The organism is Streptomyces sp. NPDC055103, from assembly GCF_053607625.1.
Genome location: NZ_JBSGTX010000001.1, coordinates 121702 through 141053, shown reverse-complemented (window position 1 = coordinate 141053; position 19352 = coordinate 121702). Strand labels below are relative to the sequence as shown.

The following is a 19352-nucleotide window of genomic DNA, read 5'->3' as shown; positions in this document are numbered from 1 at the left end:
GAGGAACGTGCCCCGCCGCTACCGAAGTCGCCCAGGTCGATACTTTGGTCGCGGTGGCCGGGGACCGGAGTCGGACGCGGCCCGGGCCGCCGCCCGCTCATGATCACGTCATGAAGAGATTCCTGGAGGTCGCCGGTTTCCTGCTCGTCGTGTTCGGGGTCTGCGGGGTGATCCGCGAGCTGACCGACGGCTGGTTCCGGCTGATGGGGCTGACCCGGTTCCTGACCGACAACGTGTGGTTCCTGGAGGGCCGGGAGCTGTTCGTCAACATCGTGGTCGCCGTTCTCGGCCTGGTCCTCATGATCGTGTCGGACCGGGTGCCGAAGTCGTCCTGAGGACGGGTCGCCGGGGGTGGGTCGGAGTCAGGCGCTCGCCCTGTCGAGCCGGGTCACCTCGGCGAGATGCTCGGCCATGCGGTGCGAGACCGAGCCGCTGGTGTAGAGAACGGCGCCGACGACGGCGAGGGGGACGGATCCCCCGAGCAGCGCGAGGAGTTCGGGCCAGTCGCGCTCGTTGACGCAGGGGCTGTCACCGTTGTGGAGGTTCTCGCTGGTGAACCGGGAGGTGCACTCGCGGCTGGACTCGCCGGTCTCGTAGGGCGTGAAGAGGAGCACCGCGAGCCAGACCCAGACCAGGCTCGCGAGGGCGAGCAGTCCGAGGCCCCAGCCCTGGGTGCGCCGGGCGCGGGCGCGGAAGTCGTTGTCATAGGCGATCGAGCGCATTGTCGAAGAACCTACCGCGCGCCCTCGTCGGCCGTTCGGCGGCCCCAAGTGGTGCCCGCGAGGACGAGGAGCGCGCCCGCGAGGCCGAGGACTCCGGGGCGGTCGCCGGCGAGGGCGATGCCGGCGGCGGCGGCCCAGAGCGGCTCCGTACCGAGGAGGAGGCTGACCCGTGACGGGGAGCTGCGACGGACCGCCCACATCTGCACGAAGAAGGCGAAGAGCGTGCAGAAGACGGAGAGGAAGACCAGCCCGGCCCACTCGCGGGCGCCGAAGTCGAGGGCCGTGGCCCAGGGCGAGGCGCCCGTGCCGGGGAAGGCCGCGATGACGGCGAAGACGGCGACGGCGGAGCCGAGCTGGACGGTGGTGAGGGAGAGCGAGTCGGCCGACCGGACGGCCTTGATCCGGGACATGGCCAGGACGTGGACGGTACGGGCGACGGCGGCGAGCAGCATGAGGAGGTCGCCGAGGGAGGGGGCGGTGAAGCCGCCGCCCTGGGTGAGCAGGACGACGCCCCCGACGGAGAGCGCGGCGGCGGCGAGGAAGGCGCGGGGCGGCCGGACGCGGGTGACGGCGGCCTCGGCGAGCGGGGTGAGGATCATGGTGAGGCTGATGATCAGGCCCGCGTTGGTGGCGGAGGTGTGGACGACGCCGTACGTCTCCAGGAGGAAGATCCCGCTGAGGATCAGCCCGAGGACGGCGGCGCCGCGCCACTGGGGTGCGGTGAGCGCGCGGAGCTTGCGCCACCCGGCGACGACGAGGACGGGCAGCACCACCGCGAAGCGCAGCACGAGGACCGCGATGACGGTGTGGGTGGTCGTGATGCCCTTGGCCGCGAGGTAGCTGGCGCCCCAGACGACGGCGACCAGCAGGACGGGCAGATCGGTGAGCCAGGCGCGGCGCGGGGCGCCGAGGGACACGGGTGCGGCGATCGAAGCGGAAACCGACATTGCGGCCGTTTCTCCAACTCTTCTGGCGGGGTGGAGACTTCGGCGGCTCGCACGCGGAGCGATCACCGTACCCGGACCGGCCGTTGGCGGCTACACCTTTTCGTGCGTCTCCCCTGGTCAGCAGCTGCCGTACGCGGGCGCCGGGTCGGCGTCCGATACCCGCCAGCGGGCGGCAGCCCCGCCGACTTTCATTGAACCCGCAACAACTAAGCACTTCTCACGGAGGTTTCGGGATGTCCACGATGAACGGCACGGCGGTTCTGGTGACGGGCGGCAGCCGCGGGATCGGCGCGGCCACGGCCGTCCGGCTGGCCGGGGAGGGCGCCGATGTCGCCTTCACCTACGTACGGGACGAGGCCGCGGCCAAGGAGGTCGCCGCGCGGATCGAGGCGGCAGGCCGCAAGGCGTTCCCCCTGCGCGCCGACGCGGCCGACGCCGGGGACGCGGCGGGCGCGGTGGAGTGGGCGGCGGACGCCCTGGGCCGGCTCGACGTCCTCGTCAACAGTGTGGGCGCCGGGGTCCTCGGCCCGCTGGAGTCGCTGACCCTGGCGGACGTGGACCGGGTCCTCGCGGTGAACGTCCGGGCGGCCTTCCTCGCCTCGCAGGCGGCGGCCGGGCACCTGCCGGAGGGCGGGCGGATCGTCACGATCGGCACCTGCATGACGCAGCGGGTGCCCGGACCCGGCGGCACGCTGTACACGACGAGCAAGTCGGCGCTGATCGGCCTGACGAAGGCGCTCGCCCGGGAGCTGGGCGGGCGCGGCATCACGGCCAACATCGTCCACCCCGGCCCGATCGACACCGACATGAACCCGGCGGACGGCCCGTACGCGGAGGGCCAGGCGGCGATGACGGCACTCGGCCGCTTCGGCACCCCGGACGAGGTGGCGGCGATGGTCGCCTTCCTCGCGGGGCCCGAGGGGCGGTACGTGACGGGGGCGGAGTTCGCGGTGGACGGCGGGCACGCGGCGTAACCCTGGAGCCGTCACCCCCGGGGCCGACGAGTGAGCCGAAGGGGCACGCCGGGGAAACATATCCGAGCGCGCGGAGCCCCCGACGGAGGAGGGGGCGAGCACGGTCGGGGATGTGAGCCCGGCTCTGGCGCCCCGGAGGCGAACCGAGCCAAGAGAAGGGGGCGCGAGGGCGCACCGTGCTGTCGGGTCGGTGCGCCCTCGCGGGCCGGGCGGGGTGTCGTACCCGCCCAGTTCAAGGGGAGGAGGGGCGGCCGTCAGCCGCTCCACTCCAAGCGGGGCGCCGTCAGCCGCTCCACTCCCAGCAGGATGCCGTCAGCCGCCCAGCTCCTGGTGGCGGGCGGTCAGTCGCGCCGCGCCGGCCTCCGTGAGGGAGCCGAAGAGGCGGAGGCGGGAGATGCCGCCGTCCGGGAAGATGTCGATCCGGATCCGGGAGCCGACCGCCGGGGTGTCAAGGACGAACCGGTGGTTGGTGTCGGGCTGGAGGCGGGTCCTGGGCAGGATCTCGGCCCAGTCCTCGGAGCCCTCGGCCGCGACCGAGAGGGCGGCCCAGCCGGCGCTGTTGCCCTTGAGGTAGGCGGTGTCGATCTCGACGGCACGGATCTCGGACTCGGCGACGAGCTGGTAGCGGATCCAGTCGTTGCCCTTGTCGCGGCGGCGGCGGGTCTCCCAGCCGTCGTCCATCTTGCGGGAGCGGCCCGGCTGGATGGTGTTGGTGGCCGGGGAGTAGAAGCGGTCGGAGGCGTCCTCGACCTGGCCGCCGTTCTCCAGCGCCGCGAGGTCGAAGGTGCCGAGGACGGCCAGCCAGCGCGGGTCCGGGGCCACCTCGCCGTACACGCGGAGGCGGGCGATGCCGCCGTCGGGGTGCTGGTTGACGCGCAGGTGCGTGAAGCGCTGCTCGACGTCGACGGCGAAGCCGTTGGCGGCGTGGCCGCCGATCGCGGTGCGCGGGACGAGCGTCGTCCACTTCACGTCGTCCGCGAGGAGCTCCTCCGGCGACGGGGAGCCGGCGACGGAGGTGGCCTGGACGGACACGGCCTGCGGGTAGTTACCGCGGAAGTGCGCGGTGTCGATGACGATGCCGCGGACGACGCCGGGGGCGCCGAGGCGGACGAGCGCCCAGTCGTGGTCGTCCTCGGTCGGGTGGGGCTGTTGGGCCGAGACGCCGCGGCGGCGGCGGGTCTCCCAGCCGTCCATGATCTTGCCCTTGTGCCCGAAGTGCTCGGGGTCGAACTCGGCGGCCTCGGGCTTCAGCATGTTCTCGCGCTCGGCGAAGAACTCGTCGTTGGCCGCGATCACACCCGCGCCGAGGCGCCGGTCGGCGAGGTCGGCGTACTGGGTGAAGGGGAAGTCGGCGGTGCGGTAGTCGGCGTACGGGTCGCCGCCGCCGTAGGGGCTCGCGTCACCGGTGAAGCCAGGTATGACGGACACGTCAGTTGTTCCTTTCGAGGAGGCGGCCGGAGGGTTCGGCGAGGGTGCCGCGGTCGACGATCCGCTCTCCGCGCAGCCAGGTGGAGGCGACGACGCCGTGCAGGGTCCTGCCCGCGTAGGCGGTGATGCGGTTGCGGTGCTGGAGCTCCGCCGGGTCGACGGTGAAGGTGGCGTCCGGGTCGATCACGGCGAAGTCGGCGTCACGGCCGGCCTCGATCGCGCCCTTGCGGGACAGGCCGGCGAGGCGGGCGGGGCCCTCGGACATCCAGCGGACGACGTCCTCCAGCGAGTGACCGCGGCGCCGGGCCTCGGTCCAGATCGCGGGCAGACCGAGCTGGAGCGAGGAGATGCCGCCCCAGGCGGAGGAGAAGTCCGAGGTCTTCAGGTCGGCGGTCGACGGGGAGTGGTCGGAGACGACGCAGTCGATCGTGCCGTCCGCGAGGCCCTGCCAGAGGGCGTCCTGGTTCGACGCCTCACGGATGGGCGGGCAGCACTTGAACTCGGTGGCGCCGTCCGGGATCTCCTCCGCGGTCAGCGTGAGGAAGTGCGGACACGACTCGACGGTGATCTTGACGCCCTCGGCCTTGGCGGCGGCGATGACCGGCAGCGCGTCCGAGGACGAGAGGTGCAGGACGTGCACGCGGGCGTTGAGCCGGCGGGCCTGGTTGATCAGGTTCTCGATCGCCGTGTTCTCGGCGTCCCGGGGGCGGGAGGCCAGGAAGTCGGCGTACGCCTCGGAGGCCTTCTGCGGCGCGGCCGCGAGGTGGTGCGGGTCCTCGGCGTGCACGATCATCAGGCCGTCGAAGCCGGAGACCTCGGCGAGCGAGTTGGCCAGCCGCTCCTGGTCGAGCTCCGGGAACTCCTCGACGCCGGACGGCGACAGGAAGCACTTGAAGCCGTAGACGCCGGCGTCGTGCAGCGGACGCAGGTCCTTGACGTTGTCGGGGAGCGCGCCGCCCCAGAAGCCGACGTCGATGTGCGCCTTCGTGCGGGCGACCTCCTGCTTGACCCGCAGGTTCTCGACGGTGGTCGTCGGCGGCAGCGAGTTGAGCGGCATGTCGAGCAGGGTCGTGATGCCGCCGGCGGCGGCCGCGCGGGTGGCGGTCCAGAAGCCCTCCCACTCGGTGCGTCCCGGGTCGTTCACGTGCACGTGGGTGTCGACGAGGCCGGGCAGGACGACGTCGTCGCCGACGTCCTCCAGTCGGGCACCGGCCGGTACCTCGGCGTCGTACGGCAGTACGGCCGCGATCGTCCCTCCGGAGACGGCGATCGACGCCGGACGCGTCCCCTCCGGGGTGATGACGCGAGTCGAGCGCAGGACCAGGTTGACGTCCACCCGTACCCCTTCTTCAAGCGATTCACAGAGAAACCGAGAAATTCAACGAACTGTTGAAGGAGTCTTCACTTCCGGACGACATGCCGTCAAGGGCACACTTCCAGCATCGGCCACCGGCGAACCCGACTTGGATGTTTCCACAAAGTGGAATGGAAATTCCGTACAGTAGAACGTAGCTCCGCACATGTGCGGCAGACCCGGACCTCGCCGGGCCCTCCCCGACACCGGACAAACACCCCCTGACCGGCCCGAACGCCGGTATCGGGGCCCGGTGCCCCGGCCGGTGGCCCGGTAGGCTGCTGACTTGCCCGCCTGCCTCGAAAGGACCGTTGCCGTGCCGACGTCCAGCGCCAGCACCACCGACGCCGCCAAGCCCGCCGCCGCGAGCGGTGGCGTCCAGTCCCTTGAGCGTGCCTTCGACCTCCTCGAGCGGATGGCCGACGCCGGGGGCGAGGTCGGGCTGAGCGAGCTCTCCGCCAGCAGCGGACTGCCGCTCCCCACCATCCACCGGCTGATGCGCACCCTCGTCGCCTGCGGCTACGTGCGCCAGCAGCCCAACCGGCGGTACGCGCTCGGCCCGCGCCTCATCCGGCTCGGCGAGTCCTCCTCCCGCCTCCTCGGCACCTGGGCCCGCCCCTACCTGGCGCGGCTCGTCGAGGAGACCGGCGAGACCGCCAACATGGCGCTGCTCGACGGGGACGAGATCGTGTACGTCGCCCAGGTGCCGTCCAAGCACTCCATGCGCATGTTCACCGAGGTCGGCCGGCGGGTCCTGCCGCACTCCACCGGAGTCGGCAAGGCGCTCCTCGCGAACACCCCGCCGGAGGAGGTGCGCGCGCTGCTCGCCCGTACGGGCATGCCGGCCGCCACCGAGAAGACCATCACCACGCCCGACGGCTTCCTCGACGCCCTCGAAGCGGTCCGCGAGACGGGGTACGCGGTCGACGACAACGAGCAGGAGATAGGAGTCCGCTGCCTCGCGGTGCCCGTCCCCGACTCCCCCACCGCGGCGGCCATCTCGATCTCCGGCCCGGCGGGCCGGGTCACCGAGGCGGCCACGGAGAAGATCGTCCCGATCCTCCAGCAGGTCGCCCGCGAACTGTCGGCGGCCCTCGCCAACACGGCGGGCAACGGCCAGGGCTGAGCGCCGGTCCACCCGGACGCAGGCACCCCCTAGGCTCGTCGCCGTGGGCGCGGACATCGACGGGGTGATCGAGGTACGGGAGCGCGGTGGCCGCTGGGCCGTCGCGCTCGGCCTGCCGGACGGTGCGCTCGGGCGTGATCGGTACGCCTGGGAGTGCCTCTTCGGCTTCGGCGGGGCCCTCCAGGTGCGGCAGGCGCTGTTCGACCGGCGGGGATGCCCGCCCGACGTCTCCGACCAGGTCCCCGGCACCTGCGAGGAGCTGCACCACGGGCACTCGTACGCCACCTGGGCCGAGGTAGCGGCCGTCGACTGGGACGCGCCGCTCACCGACGGCCCTGCCTACGACCGCGTCGGCGTATGGCGGCCGGGTCCGGACGGCGGACTCGTCCTGGACCATGTGTTCTGGACGCCGGTCGAGGTCCTCGATCGGGCGGAGGAGATCTTCGGCGAGGACCTGATGCCGCCGGAGTGGCCCGAGGGCGGCGAGGTCCACTGGAAGGGCGCCGTGTACCGCCCCGTGACCCTCACCGCCCGCATGTTCGCCCCGCCGAACGGCGACTGGGGCCCCGTCTGGACCGCGATGCGCGAACTCGCGACCACGTACGGGGACGGGAACGTCCGCGTGGTGGTCTGGTTCGGCTGACCCCGCCGGCGCCTGCCGCCCCGGTTGCGTAGCCCGGTCCCGCCGCTCGGTCCCGCGGCCCGGTCCCGCGGCCCGGTCCCGCGGCTCGGCCCCGCGGCTCGGCCCCGCCGCCCTGTCCGGGTGCCCCTCAGGCCGGGACCGAGTCGGCGAGCCTCCCGTCCTGGACCGTCACCGTGCGGTCCGCGCGGGCCAGGTGGGTCCTGTCGTGGGTCACGAGCACCGTCGCCGTACCCCGCTCGGCCGTCAGACCGGCGAGCAGGTCCATGACCGCCGCGCCCCGCTCGTGGTCCAGGGCGCTCGTCGGCTCGTCGACCAGGAGCACGGACGGCTCGTTCATGAGGGCCCGCGCGATGTTCACCCGCTGCCGCTGACCGCCCGACAGCTGGTGCGGCCGACGGTGCGCCTGGTCCGCGAGGCCCACCGCGTCGAGCAGCTCCATGGCCCGGCCGCGTACCGACTTCGGCGTACGCCCCGACAGGTGCGCCATGACCTGGAGCTGTTCCGCCGCGCTCAGCGAGGGCAGCAGGTTGGGCTGCTGGAAGACGATCCCGATGTGCTCGCGCCGCAGCGCGGCGCGGGCGGCCGGGGTCAGTGGCCCCGTGTCCGTACCGGCGACGACGACCTCTCCCCGGTCCGGGGTCACCAGGGTCGCGGCCACCGCGAGCAGGCTGGACTTGCCGGAGCCGGAGGGGCCGACGACGGCCGTGAGGGTGCCCGCGGGGACGGTCAGGGAGACGGAGTCGAGGGCGGTGAGCCGGCCGTCTCCGTCGGGGTAGGTCAGGGTGACGGCGTCGAGGACGAGGCTCATCGGGCACTCCCGAGGGCGGTGAGGGGGTCGACGGCGGTGATCCGCCGGATGGACAGGGCGGCGCCGAGCACCCCGAGCACGATGATCACGGCGGCGGGCCCGAGGACGGTGAGCGGCTCCAGGACGAAGGGCACGTTCCCGCCGCTGACCAGGGCGCCGATGCCGACCGCGAGGGCGGTGCCGAGCAGGGTGCCGGCGGTGAGCATGAGGACGGCCTGCCCGAGGGCGTCCTTGAGGAGGTACGGCGTGGAGGCGCCGAGCGCCTTGAGGACGGCGACGTCGCCGCTGCGCTGGATGGTCCAGACGGTGAAGAACGCCCCTATGACGAGCGCGGAGATCGCGAAGAGGAAGCCGCGCATCAGCTGGAGCGAGCCGTTCTCGGCCTGGTAGGACCCTATGGCGGTGAGCGCCCCGTCGACGGTGCGCGCCTCGGTCCCGGCGGCCTTGTCGCCGGCGGCCCAGTCGATCCCGCCGTCGCCGCCGCTTCCGCTGAGTGCGATGACGGTGGCCTGTTCCTGCGGGGTCGTGCCGTTGTGACCGAGCTTCTGCCAGTCGTCGAGGGAGGTCCACACCACCGGGGTGTGGCTGTACGAGGCGTCGCCGGAGACGGCCGTGACGGTGGCCTCCAGGGGGCCGAGGCGCAGCGCGTCGCCGACGCCCACGCCCAGCTCATCGGCGGCGGACTCCGAGAGGACCGCCTTGCCGGGGCCGAGCTTGGCGCTCTCCGGCGCGAGACCCGTCCCCGGCTCCGTACCGAAGGCGGAGACGGCGGCGGTGCGGTCGCCGGCGGCGGCGTTGAGCGTGCGGATGCCGAGCGGCGCGGCCTCCGTCACTCCCGGCCGGTCCGCCCACGCGTTCCACTGGTCCTCCGTCACCGTCGAGTTGGTGAAGGAGACCGACTGCCCGGACGGCGGCGCCGCGAAGGCCAGTCGGTCGGCGGGCAGGCCGGTGATCGCGGAGACGTTCTCTCGCGCGAGCCCGGCGGTCAGCCCGGACAGCAACCCCACGAGCAGGGTGATCAGCACGATCACGGTGCCCATGAGGGCGAATCGCCCCTTGGCGAATCTCAGGTCTCTCCATGCCACGAACATGCTGACCAGAGTGGTCGGAGGGGGGCCGTCCGGGCATCGCGCCACGGATGGCTCCGTAATCAACCTTTCGATTGAGTCCGGATTGTCTGTTCCCCGTCCGCCCGCTGTCTACGCTGGAGGGGACATGGACCCCTTCTCCTCCCTCCACCCCGCCCGGCGTTCCCTCACGCCCGCCCTGCGCGCACTGCGCCTCTGCCTGCATCTGCTGATGGCGGGGCTGCTCGTCCTCGCCGCGGTACGGGCCGACTCGGCCGCCGGGACGGTGATGGCGGTCGTCGTCGGCGCGGTCTACGCGGCCGGATCGTTCCTGCCGTCCGTGGCCGCCTCGCAGCGGGCCGCCGCCGTCTGGCTCGGCGTCCTGGGCGCGTCCTGGCTGGGCCTGCTCTGGCTGACGCCCGACGCGCTCTGGGTGGCCTTCCCGCTCTACTTCCTCCAGCTGCACCTGCTGCCCACGCGCTGGTCGCTGCCGGCCGTCACCCTGACGGCGGGCGCGGCGATCCTCTCGTACGTGGGACACGGCGCCGCAGTCAACCCGGGTGTCTTCATCGGGCCGCTGCTCGGCGGAGCGGTCGCGGTCGCGACCGTCCTCGGCTACCAGGCCCTGTACCGGGAGAGCGAGCGGCGGCGCCGGCTCATCGAGGAACTGATCGAGACCCGGGCGGAGCTGGCGGCGGCGGAGCGGCACGCGGGGACGCTCGCCGAACGCGAGCGGCTCGCGCGGGAGATCCACGACACGCTCGCGCAGGGCCTGTCCTCGATCCAGCTGCTGCTGCGCGCCGCCGAGCGGGCGCTGCCGCCGGGCTCCCCGGCCGCCGGTCACATCGACCGCGCACGACAGGCCGCTCAGGACAACCTCGCGGAGGCGCGGCGCTTCGTCCGGGCGCTGTCGCCGCCGGACCTGGAGCACGGTTCGCTGGCGGCGGCCCTGGAGCGGCTGTGCGAGCCGGGGGCGGGGCCGCGGGTCCGGTTCTCGGTGAGCGGTACGCCCGCCGAGCTGCCCACTCCGTACGAGGTGGCGCTGCTCCGGATCGCGCAGTCCGCGCTCGCGAACACCGTGCGGCACGCCTCGGCCTCCCGGGCCGAGATCACGCTGTCGTTCATGGACGCCTCGGTGACCCTGGACGTGGTCGACGACGGCAAGGGCTTTGATCCCGGCTCCGTACGCCAGTCCTCGGAGGGCGGCTTCGGCCTTCCGGCGATGCGCTCGCGGGCCGAGTCCCTGGGCGGCACGTTCACCGTCGAGTCGGCCCCCGGCCAGGGCACGGCGGTGGCCGTCTCCCTCCCCCTCCCCGCTGGAGTATCCGCATGACGACCATCAGGCTTCTCCTCGCCGACGACCACCCGGTGGTACGGGCGGGCCTGCGCGCGGTCCTGGACACGGAGCCGGGCTTCACCGTCGTCGGCGAGGCCGCGACGGCCGAGCGGGCCGTGGAGCTGGCCGCAGCCGGGGGCGTGGACGTGGTCCTGATGGACCTGCAGTTCGGCTCCGGGATGCACGGTTCGGAGGCGACGGCGGCGATCACGGCGCTGCCCGGCGGGCCGAAGGTGCTGGTCCTGACGACGTACGACACGGACGCGGACATCCTGGCGGCGGTGGAGGCGGGCGCCTCCGGCTACCTCCTGAAGGACGCGCCGCCGGAGGAACTGGCGGCGGCGGTACGGACGGCGGCGGCCGGCCAGTCGGCGCTCGCCCCCGCGGTGGCCCACCGGCTGATGGACCGGATGCGGACACCCGCGGAGGCGCTGACGAAGCGGGAGCTGGAGGTGCTCCAGCTGGTGGGCGAGGGCCTGTCGAACCAGCAGATCAGCAAGGCGCTGTTCCTCAGCCAGGCGACGGTGAAGTCGCACCTCGTGCACATCTTCGCGAAGCTCGGCGTGGACTCGCGGACGGCGGCGGTGGCGACGGCGACGGCCCGCCGACTGATCAGAAGGTAGGGGCCGGACCAGGGCCACGCCGGTCCTGTCAGCCCGGGTTCAGGCAGGCGGGTCAGACCACCGGACCCTGCGGTGGCGGAGGGCCGAAGAGCTCGACGGCGCCACGGACCCCGGCGAGACCCTCGGCGAGCGCGCTCACGGAGCCGAGCGAGCCCGCGATGAGCAGCAGGGAGCGGCGCAGCCGCCGTACCTCGGGGGCGCCGCTGAGCGCCATGGCGTCCAGGGCGGCGAGCTCGTCCTCGGCGATGCCGCGATCGGCGAAGTCCACGCGGTGACCCGCCAGTTCGCGCCGGAGCCGGGAAACCGCGGACCGCAGTCCGTCCACTCTGGGGTCCACGCCCTCGCCGGTCACTCGCCTCTGCCCCACGCTTCGCAACACGGTTCTCCCCCTCGCACGACACTGTGCGCAGAACACTCCGACCACACCGAACACGCCGTGCCGACCCGCCCGGCGGCGGTCGAGCGCCGGGAGCGGGGGCCAGTTAACTCCTTCGCCACCCCGGCGCGCCACCCTCCACGTCCGGAATTCAGGCGAGCGTGTGATTCCGCCTCATGAGGTATGCAGTCCCCATGACTGCCACAGAAGATCGAACCCCGCTCGTCGCCGGACTCCTGCTCGCAGCGGGGGGCGGGCGGCGGCTCGGGGGGCGGCCCAAGGCCCTTCTGTCCCATCGGGGGCGCCCGCTCGTCGAGAACGCCGTGCGCGTGCTGCGCGAGGGCGGTTGCGAGGTGGTGCACGTCGTGCTCGGCGCGGCCGCCGGGGCCGTACGGGAGCGGGCCGAGCTGCCCGGGTGCGTCCTCGTGGACAACCCGGAGTGGGCCGAGGGCATGGGCTCCTCCCTGCGCGCCGGGCTCGCCTCGCTCGCCGCGGATCCGCGCGGGGTGGACGCGGCGCTCGTGTTCCTGGTGGACCAGCCGGGGATCGGACCGGCGGCGGTGGCCCGGGTCCGTGCGGCGTATCGCTCGCGGGACTCGCTGGCGGCGGCCTCGTACGACGGGGAGCGGGGCCACCCGGTGCTGTTCGGCGCCGGGCACTGGGCGGGGATCGTGGAGGGCGCGGTCGGCGACCGGGGGGCCAGGGACTATCTGGCGGCGCACCGGGATGCGATCACGGCGGTGGACTGTTCGGATGTGGCCGAGCCCTACGACATCGACACGGAGGCGGATCTGGCCCACCTGGAGTGAGCGACCGAAAGTGAGCGACCGGGAGTGAGCGGCGCGGCACGGGCCGTGGCACGCAGCGCCATGTTGTGTCGATCCGGAGAATCTCGACATCAACAAACCATTGAACTTCCACCATGAGGAAACTAGTATCCACTGTTCAGAAGCGCCTGCTAGTCCAGAGGGCGCTCGCGGCCGTATCTCGGCGCCCGTGGCACTCCGTGCCGCCCGTGACGCCCGGCGGCCGTCTGGCACCGCCCGTGAAGTTCGCTGAAGGAAGTGACAGTTCATGTCCGCACCAGCGCCGTCCCCCCTGGCCGTCGTCGATGCCGAGCCCCTCCCGCGACAGGAGGAAGTGCTCACCGAGGCCGCACTGGCCTTCGTCGCCGAACTGCACCGGCGGTTCACTCCGCGCCGGGACGAGCTCCTCGCCCGCCGGGCGGAGCGTCGCGCCGAGATCGCCCGTACGTCCACTCTGGACTTCCTCCCGGAGACCGCCGCGATCCGCGCCGACGACTCCTGGAAGGTCGCGCCGGCCCCGGCGGCCCTGAACGACCGCCGTGTCGAGATCACCGGTCCGACCGACCGCAAGATGACGATCAACGCGCTCAACTCCGGCGCCCGCGTGTGGCTCGCCGACTTCGAGGACGCCTCCGCGCCGACCTGGGAGAACGTGATCCTCGGTCAGGTCAACCTGATCGACGCGTACAACCGGAGCATCGACTTCACGGACCCGCGCTCCGGCAAGTCGTACGCCCTCAAGCCCGCCGGCGAGCTGGCCACGGTCGTCATGCGGCCCCGCGGCTGGCACCTGGAGGAGCGTCACCTGACGTTCGACGGACGCCCGGTGCCCGGCGCGCTCGTCGACTTCGGCCTGTACTTCTTCCACAACGCCCAGCGCCTGATCGACCTCGGCAAGGGCCCGTACTTCTACCTCCCGAAGACGGAGTCGTACCTGGAGGCCCGCCTCTGGAACGACATCTTCGTCTTCGCCCAGGACTACGTCGGCATCCCGCAGGGCACCGTCCGCGCCACGGTCCTCATCGAGACCATCACGGCCGCGTACGAGATGGAGGAGATCCTCTACGAGCTCCGCGACCACGCCGCCGGCCTGAACGCGGGCCGCTGGGACTACCTCTTCTCCATCGTCAAGAACTTCCGTGACGGCGGCGCCAAGTTCGTCCTCCCGGACCGCAACGCGGTCACGATGACGGCCCCGTTCATGCGCGCGTACACCGAACTCCTCGTCCGCACCTGCCACAAGCGCGGCGCGCACGCGATCGGCGGCATGGCGGCCTTCATCCCGTCCCGCAAGGACGCCGAGGTCAACAAGGTCGCCTTCGAGAAGGTCAAGGCCGACAAGGACCGCGAGGCCGGTGACGGCTTCGACGGCTCCTGGGTCGCGCACCCGGACCTGGTCCCGATCGCGATGGCCTCCTTCGACGCCGTCCTCGGCGAGAAGCCGAACCAGAAGGACCGCCTCCGCGAGGACGTCTCCGTGGCCCCCGGCGACCTGATCGCGATCGACTCGCTCGACGCGAAGCCCACTTACGACGGCCTGGTCAGTGCCGTCCAGGTCGGCGTCCGCTACATCGAGGCGTGGCTGCGGGGCCTCGGCGCCGTCGCCATCTTCAACCTGATGGAGGACGCCGCCACGGCCGAGATCTCGCGCTCGCAGATCTGGCAGTGGATCAACGCGGGCGTCGTCTTCGAGAACGGGAAGACGGCGACGCCGGAGCTGGCCCGCGAGGTCGCCGCCGAGGAGCTCGCCGCGATCCGCGCGGAGATCGGCGAGGAGGCCTTCGCGGCCGGCAAGTGGCAGCAGGCGCACGACCTGCTCCTGCACGTCTCCCTCGACGCGGACTACGCGGACTTCCTGACCCTGCCGGCCTACGAGCAGCTGGTCGGCTGACCGCAGCAAACGAGACAGGCTGACCGGCTGCCCGCACAGCTGCCGTCACAGCCTTTTCGATCAAGGCCCCGCCCCCCGGTGTCGCACAACACCGAGAGGCGGGGCCTCGTCGTACCCCCTGTGAGGTCACAGGCGACGTGACGGAACCGAGATATGCAGCTACCTAGCGGTAACAAGCCGGGCCGTGCGAGATTCCGCCATGTCACCGGCGCCGGCGGCTGTCCCCCACATCACTGCGTACCGCATACCGCAGGAGCACAGCCATGCCTTCGTCCCCCCACCGCGCCCTGCGCGGATTCCTGGCTCTGTGTACCGCCGCCGGGCTCGCCTCCGTCGCCGTTCCGGCCGCCCACGCCTCCGTCGGCACCGGCCCCACCGCCGTCGTCGCCATGGGCGACAGCTACATCTCCGGCGAGGCCGGACGCTGGCAGGGCAACAGCCTGACCAACTCCGGCAGCCGCAACGGCACCGACCGCGCCTGGACGGGCAGCGCCTACGACCCGTCCCGGGTGTACGGCACCACCGCGGGCGGCTGTCACCGCTCGGACATCTCCGAGGTGAAGAGCGCCGGCGCGATCGCCACCTCCCTGATCAACCTCGCCTGCTCCGGCGCGACGACCGAGAACGTCGTCCGGGCCTCCCAGGGCGGCCAGGCCTACAAGGGCGAGGCCCCGCAGGCCGACCAGCTGGCCGCCGTGGCCGCCTCGCACGACGTGGAGCTCATCGCGCTCTCCATCGGCGGCAACGACCTCGGCTTCGCCGACATCATCACCACCTGCGCCACCGACTACATCGTCTGGTACTCGTACTGCCACGACGACCAGCAGGCCGAGGTCGACGCGAAGATCGACGGCGTGATGGCGGACGTCGGCCGGACGGTCGACGAGATCCGCGCCGTGATGACGGGTGCGGGATACGCCTCGTCGGACTACCGGATCGTCCTCCAGTCGTACCCCTCCCCCATCCCCCGCGCCGCCGACAACCGGTACGCGGAGAGCGGCTGGGCCCGTACCAACACCGGCGGCTGCCCCTTCTGGAACAAGGACTCCGACTGGGCGCGGGACTCCCTGGTCCCGCAGCTCGCGAACCGGCTGAAGGGGGTCGCGGCGGCCAAGGGCGTGCAGTTCATGGATCTGCGGGACGCGCTCCAGGGTCGTGAGGTCTGCGCGAAGGCGAGCAAGCAGGTCACGTCGACCGTGCCGGCGTCGGCGACGACGAGCGAGTGGGCGCGCTGGATCGACAGCCAGAGCACGCAGGGCCTCGTCCAGGAGTCGATGCACCCGAACGCCTACGGCCAGCAGGCCCTGGGCCGGTGCCTGGCCCTCGTCCACGCCCGCCCCACGGGCAACCACAGCTGCCGGAACACGGCGGGCGCGGGGGCCTCGGGGATGTATCTGACGGCGGGGTGACCCCGCGGCCCAGGGCCGATCCGACGCCCGTTGTCGGGCAGGTCCAGGGCAGGGTGATGCCTACGGCAGGGTGATGCCGAGGGGGCCGAGGACCCGGGCGGTCTCGTGGCGGTCCGCCTCGGCCATCGACCGGACCAGGGCGGCGGAACCGCCGGGCCAGGCGGCCGCCGCCGCGTCGAAGGCAGCACGGCGGGACTCCAGGGGCCCCTTCTTGCCGGGGAGTGCGTCGAGGACGTACAGCGCCCGCGCCGAGGTGGGAACCTGGAGGTGGTCCGCCGGCTCGCCCCTGGCGCGCAGGACCTCGTGGGCGTACTCCCCGACCGCGCGGTCGCTCAGGGCGCCGCGCAGGGCCTCGGCCGGTGCGGCGCCCGTCTCCAGGACGGTGAAGAGACCCCGTGCGTCGGCCTTGTCGGAGGGGTCGACGTGGGCGGTGCCGAGGGCGGCGAGCAGCTGTGACCAGGCCTCGGCACTGTCCCCGCGCGCGTGGAGCCAGTCGCCGAGGACGCGCGCGGCGGACGACGCGGGCCAGCCGGCGGCGGCGGCGACCAGGGCCGGAGCGGCCCAGTCGGCCGTCTCGGCCGCCTGGGGCGCGGCGATCCCGCGCACCCGCAGCAGATAGCGCACGACGCCCGCGCCGCGCGGGGTCAGCCCGAAGGCGTCGCCCGTGCGGAAGAGGAGCCCCGTGCCGGCGAGCCGGTCGACGACCGCGGCGAGGTCGCGGGCGGGTCCGGTGAGCCGTTCCCGGTCTGCCTCGGTCAGGTCCGGCGCGCCGAGGAGCCGTACGAGCTCCGGCACCGGCGGGGTGGCGTACGCCTCGGGCGCCTCGGCCGGGACGGTGACGGGCAGGTCCTCCATGGCCGGATCGACGGCCCAGTCCTCGTACTCGGCGGCCTTGCGGGCGACGGACTCGGCGGAGCAGCCGCGCTGGTAGACGACGTACAGGAGGTGCGCGGCCTCGCCGCCGTAGGGGCCGAACTCCCCCTCGGTGAGGCTCTCGACGGCGGCGGCGAGCGCGTCGGCGTCCTCCTCGACGGCCCCGGGCGCGGCCGGGGCCCCGGCGGCGAGCGGCGGGGGTACGGGGGCGGTGGAGTCGCCGTAGTAGTCGAGGTGCTCGCCGAGGAGGGCGTCGGCCAGGACGAGATGGGGGAAGGCGTCGGGGCCGGGGGCGAAGCGGGCGTACGGCCCGGCGAGCTGCTCGGCCAGCCCGGCGGCGGTCCACCGGTCCAGGAGCGCGGCGGCCACCTGCCCGATGCCGGTGGCGACGGCGTGGTCCGTGAGCAGCGGCCCGGAGGCCGGCGCGGTCTCGGCGTCCCGTACGTACGCCCGGGTGAGCGCCTCGGCCAGCAGGACGTCGGCGAGGGCCGTACGGCCCATGAGGTCGGCCCGGCGCACCCCGTCGGGGAGCGGTGCGCCGTCGAGGGCGGCGAGCCGGCGGCGTACGTCCTCGGGGTCGGCGAGGTCGGTGCCGCAGGCCCGCAGGAGGGAGGCGTACCAGCGGTGCCAGGTGAGGTTCCCCGGGTCGTTCATGGCGCGCTCGAAGTCGGGTGCGGACTCCGCGACCACGGCGACGACCCGCTCGCCCCGCCCTCCGTCGAAGCGCGCGGCGAGCGCCCCGAGCACGGCCGGATAGGCCCCGAGCTCGCCCGGCGCCGCGTACACGAACGTCGGCAGGTCCTCCACGAGGAGGTGTCGTACGAGCTCGGGCGTCGGCTCGGGCACTCTGGTCCCCCGGTCCGCACCGCGCAGGGCGAGCAGTCCGAGGACCGCCTCGGCGGCGCGCGTGAAGACGGGGTCGCGGCGCTCGGGCGTTCCGTCGAGGAAGCTGTCGAGCCCGGTGTTGGTGAGAACGGTCTCGGCCACGCTTCCCAGGGTAATTCCGGGGAGCGGATTCCGGGCATGCGAGACATTCCGACCGGCCTGGCACCGCTTACCGGACGACCACCACGCGGGGCGCCGAGAAGTCGCCCCAGGTGCCGTCGGGGAGGCGGGCGCGGAGGGTGACGGTGTAGCGGGTGCCCGGGGGGTCCTGGACCGGGAACGTGTAGGTGGCGCGGGTGGGGGGTGGGGTGGTGCCCCAGATGATGGTGGTGGCGAAGCGGCCGTTGAGGTGGAGTTCGTGGTGGGTGACGGGGGCTCCGGTGTCCGGTGGGGTCCAGGTGAGGGTGATCTCGCCCTTGGCGGCCGTGGCGGTGAGGTGCTCGGGCGCGGTGTTCGGGGGTGCGCCGGGGGCGGGGACGGTGGTGAGTTCGACGCGGGGGCTGTCCGGGGAGGAGTTCTCGGCGGCGTCGCGGGCGCGGACCGTGAACGCGTAGGCGGTGCCGGGGCGCAGGCCGGTGACACGGGCCGCGGTGGCGGTGCCGGGGGCGGTGTGGACGCGGGTGTCGGCCTGGTAGACGTCGTACGCGGTGACGCGGGTGTCGTCGCGGGACGGGGTCCAGGTGAGGGCGGCGGCGCGGCTGCCGTCGGCGGTGGCACGCAGTGCCCTCGGGGCGGTGGGGGGTGTGCGGTCCTCGGCGTTCGCGGGGAGGGTGGTCGCGGTGACGGTGGCGCTCGGGGGCGAGACGTTGCCGGCGGCGTCGCGGGCGCGGACGGTGAAGGCGTGCCGGGTGTCGGGTGCGAGTCCGACGACGTCGGTCATCAGGGTGGTGGCGGGGAGGTCCTTGACCTTGGCGTCCTCGCGGTAGACGGCGTAGCCGGTGACGGCCCGGTCGTCCGAGGCCGCGCTCCACATGACGTGGACGGTGGTCGCGCTGCCCGCGGTGGCGGTGACTCCGGCGGGGACGGTGGGGGCTCGGGTGTCCTTCGGCGGGGGTTCCGGGGCGCCCGAGCAGGCGGAGAGCGACAGCAGCAGGATGGCCAACAGGCTTGCGGCGAGCGGGCGTTGCACGGGAAGCCCTCCGTCCGTCGAAAAGGTCCAGACCTATATCGCACAGTCGGGCCGGGCTGGGCAAGGCCCCCGGCGGACACCCGGCAAGGGGGCGTTGTCAGTGGCGTGCGCTTCACTGAAACAGTCACGCTCCGTAGTCGACTCTGGGGGAATCATGACGGACCGTACGACCTATGTGACGCTCACCGGCGTGCGCCGCCGCGGCTGGACCGACTCGATGGTCCGGGACCTGCTCGGCTCGCCCGACGTGCAGGGCCGCGACCCGCGCCGCTGGTCCCTCGCGCCCGTGCGGCTCTATCTGCTGGCCCGGGTGGAGACGGTGGAGCGGACCGGCGAGTTCGCCGCCGCCTCCCTGCTGTCGAAGGCGCGGTCCGTGGCCGCCGGGATGTACGCGGAACGGCGGCGGGCCGCCGTGCTCACCTCGATCCGCGCCACGCCGATCGAGGTGCCGCTGCTCCCCGGCCCGGAGCTGGAGCGGCGAGCGGTCCGCCACCGGCATCTGCTGGGCGCACGCGACCCCGTGGGCGGCGGAGGGGGCGGCGGTGCCGGGGGCGGAGGCGGTGCCGGACGCGGGAGCGGAGGCGGTGCCCGTGGCGGAGACGGTGCCGGGGCCGGTCCGCAGGGGGCCTTGGTGCGGTGGCAGGTGAACTACCTGCGGCACGCCCTCTCCCGGTACGACGCGCTGCTCGACGGACTGTACGGGGAGACCGGCCGCGCGGAGGCCGAGCGGTTGCTGCGGCGGCGGTTGTACGAGGCGATCGCCGCGGCCTATCCGGCGCTGGCCCGCGAGTGCCTGCGGCGGATCACGGTGGAGCGGTGAGGAGGAGGGCCTGGAGGGCCTGGAGGGCCTGGAGGGCCTGGAGGGCCTGGAGGGCCTGGAGGGCCTGGAGGGCCTGGAGGGCCTGGAGGGCCTGGAGGGCCTGGAGGGCCTGGAGGGCCTGGAGGGCCTGGAGGG

The 19352-nt window shown here is 73.2% G+C and carries 19 protein-coding genes; 10 read left to right on the top strand and 9 right to left on the bottom strand.

Translation table 11 applies throughout. The features are described 5' to 3' along the window. The first annotated feature begins 110 nt into the window (after positions 1-110). Positions 111-335 (top strand): hypothetical protein, encoded by a 225-nt coding sequence (locus ACWFR1_RS00725; RefSeq protein WP_453545021.1) that lies wholly within the window; start codon positions 111-113, stop codon positions 333-335. A gap of 27 nt (positions 336-362) precedes the next feature. Here the strand turns inward: ACWFR1_RS00725 and ACWFR1_RS00720 are convergent, their stop codons facing one another. Together ACWFR1_RS00720 and ACWFR1_RS00715 are read right to left on the bottom strand one after the other, a co-directional pair. Next, positions 363-722, bottom strand: a complete 360-nt coding sequence (locus ACWFR1_RS00720; RefSeq protein ID WP_453545020.1) for a hypothetical protein — start codon at positions 720-722, stop codon at positions 363-365. A gap of 11 nt (positions 723-733) precedes the next feature. Further along, the gene (locus tag ACWFR1_RS00715) at positions 734-1669 is read right to left on the bottom strand and encodes a DMT family transporter (RefSeq protein WP_453545019.1); all 936 of its coding nucleotides are present in this window, start codon (positions 1667-1669) and stop codon (positions 734-736) included. Positions 1670-1902: 233 nt separating this feature from the next. Between ACWFR1_RS00715 and ACWFR1_RS00710 the strand changes: the two genes are divergently transcribed. Then, positions 1903-2643, top strand: coding sequence for an SDR family NAD(P)-dependent oxidoreductase (locus tag ACWFR1_RS00710; RefSeq protein ID WP_453545018.1), 741 nt, complete (start codon positions 1903-1905; stop codon positions 2641-2643). A 312-nt stretch (positions 2644-2955) separates the two neighbouring features. On the opposite strand, the gene alc is transcribed toward ACWFR1_RS00710, so the two are convergent. Beyond that, positions 2956-4071 (bottom strand): allantoicase, encoded by a 1116-nt coding sequence (alc, locus tag ACWFR1_RS00705; RefSeq protein ID WP_453545017.1) that lies wholly within the window; start codon positions 4069-4071, stop codon positions 2956-2958. A 1-nt stretch (position 4072) separates the two neighbouring features. After that, positions 4073-5407: an allantoinase AllB gene (allB, locus tag ACWFR1_RS00700; protein WP_453545016.1), complete on the bottom strand. Its 1335-nt coding sequence runs from the start codon at positions 5405-5407 to the stop codon at positions 4073-4075. Positions 5408-5741: 334 nt separating this feature from the next. Between allB and ACWFR1_RS00695 the strand changes: the two genes are divergently transcribed. Both ACWFR1_RS00695 and ACWFR1_RS00690 read left to right on the top strand, forming a co-directional pair. Further along, positions 5742-6551, top strand: coding sequence for an IclR family transcriptional regulator (locus ACWFR1_RS00695; RefSeq protein ID WP_453545015.1), 810 nt, complete (start codon positions 5742-5744; stop codon positions 6549-6551). Between the two features lie 43 nt (positions 6552-6594). Next, positions 6595-7194, top strand: a complete 600-nt coding sequence (locus ACWFR1_RS00690) for a hypothetical protein (protein ID WP_453545014.1) — start codon at positions 6595-6597, stop codon at positions 7192-7194. A 127-nt stretch (positions 7195-7321) separates the two neighbouring features. On the opposite strand, the gene ACWFR1_RS00685 is transcribed toward ACWFR1_RS00690, so the two are convergent. After that, the gene (locus ACWFR1_RS00685) at positions 7322-8002 is read right to left on the bottom strand and encodes an ABC transporter ATP-binding protein (protein WP_453545013.1); all 681 of its coding nucleotides are present in this window, start codon (positions 8000-8002) and stop codon (positions 7322-7324) included. Further along, positions 7999-9093, bottom strand: a complete 1095-nt coding sequence (locus ACWFR1_RS00680) for an ABC transporter permease (protein ID WP_453545012.1) — start codon at positions 9091-9093, stop codon at positions 7999-8001. The genes ACWFR1_RS00685 and ACWFR1_RS00680 overlap by 4 nt, the downstream gene beginning before the upstream one ends. Positions 9094-9217: 124 nt before the next feature. On the opposite strand from ACWFR1_RS00680, the gene ACWFR1_RS00675 reads away from it, so the two are divergent. Next, a complete protein-coding gene (locus tag ACWFR1_RS00675; protein WP_453545011.1) occupies positions 9218-10402 on the top strand; it encodes a sensor histidine kinase in 1185 nt (394 codons plus the stop codon). Then, positions 10399-11028, top strand: coding sequence for a response regulator (locus tag ACWFR1_RS00670; RefSeq protein ID WP_453545010.1), 630 nt, complete (start codon positions 10399-10401; stop codon positions 11026-11028). Before ACWFR1_RS00675 ends, ACWFR1_RS00670 begins: the two co-directional genes overlap by 4 nt. 52 nt (positions 11029-11080) lie before the next feature. Here ACWFR1_RS00670 and ACWFR1_RS00665 read toward each other — a convergent pair whose 3' ends face one another. Then, a complete protein-coding gene (locus ACWFR1_RS00665; RefSeq protein WP_453545009.1) occupies positions 11081-11407 on the bottom strand; it encodes a DUF5955 family protein in 327 nt (108 codons plus the stop codon). Between the two features lie 191 nt (positions 11408-11598). On the opposite strand from ACWFR1_RS00665, the gene ACWFR1_RS00660 reads away from it, so the two are divergent. From ACWFR1_RS00660 to ACWFR1_RS00650, 3 genes are all read left to right on the top strand, one after another. Further along, entirely contained in the window at positions 11599-12213 is a 615-nt protein-coding gene (locus tag ACWFR1_RS00660) for a nucleotidyltransferase family protein (protein WP_453545008.1), read from the top strand. Between the two features lie 265 nt (positions 12214-12478). Continuing rightward, positions 12479-14101, top strand: coding sequence for a malate synthase A (gene aceB, locus ACWFR1_RS00655; RefSeq protein WP_453545007.1), 1623 nt, complete (start codon positions 12479-12481; stop codon positions 14099-14101). Between the two features lie 263 nt (positions 14102-14364). Further along, positions 14365-15510, top strand: coding sequence for a GDSL-type esterase/lipase family protein (locus ACWFR1_RS00650; protein WP_453545006.1), 1146 nt, complete (start codon positions 14365-14367; stop codon positions 15508-15510). A 60-nt stretch (positions 15511-15570) separates the two neighbouring features. Here the strand turns inward: ACWFR1_RS00650 and ACWFR1_RS00645 are convergent, their stop codons facing one another. Further along, complete coding sequence (locus ACWFR1_RS00645) at positions 15571-17370, bottom strand: hypothetical protein (RefSeq protein WP_453545005.1); 1800 nt, start codon at positions 17368-17370, stop codon at positions 15571-15573. Positions 17371-17437: 67 nt separating this feature from the next. Further along, positions 17438-18397, bottom strand: a complete 960-nt coding sequence (locus tag ACWFR1_RS00640; RefSeq protein WP_453545004.1) for a fibronectin type III domain-containing protein — start codon at positions 18395-18397, stop codon at positions 17438-17440. 154 nt (positions 18398-18551) lie between these two features. On the opposite strand from ACWFR1_RS00640, the gene ACWFR1_RS00635 reads away from it, so the two are divergent. Continuing rightward, positions 18552-19217 carry a hypothetical protein gene (locus ACWFR1_RS00635; protein ID WP_453545003.1) on the top strand — a complete coding sequence of 222 codons (666 nt, stop codon included), beginning with the start codon at positions 18552-18554 and terminating at the stop codon, positions 19215-19217. Positions 19218-19352: the final 135 nt, after the last annotated feature.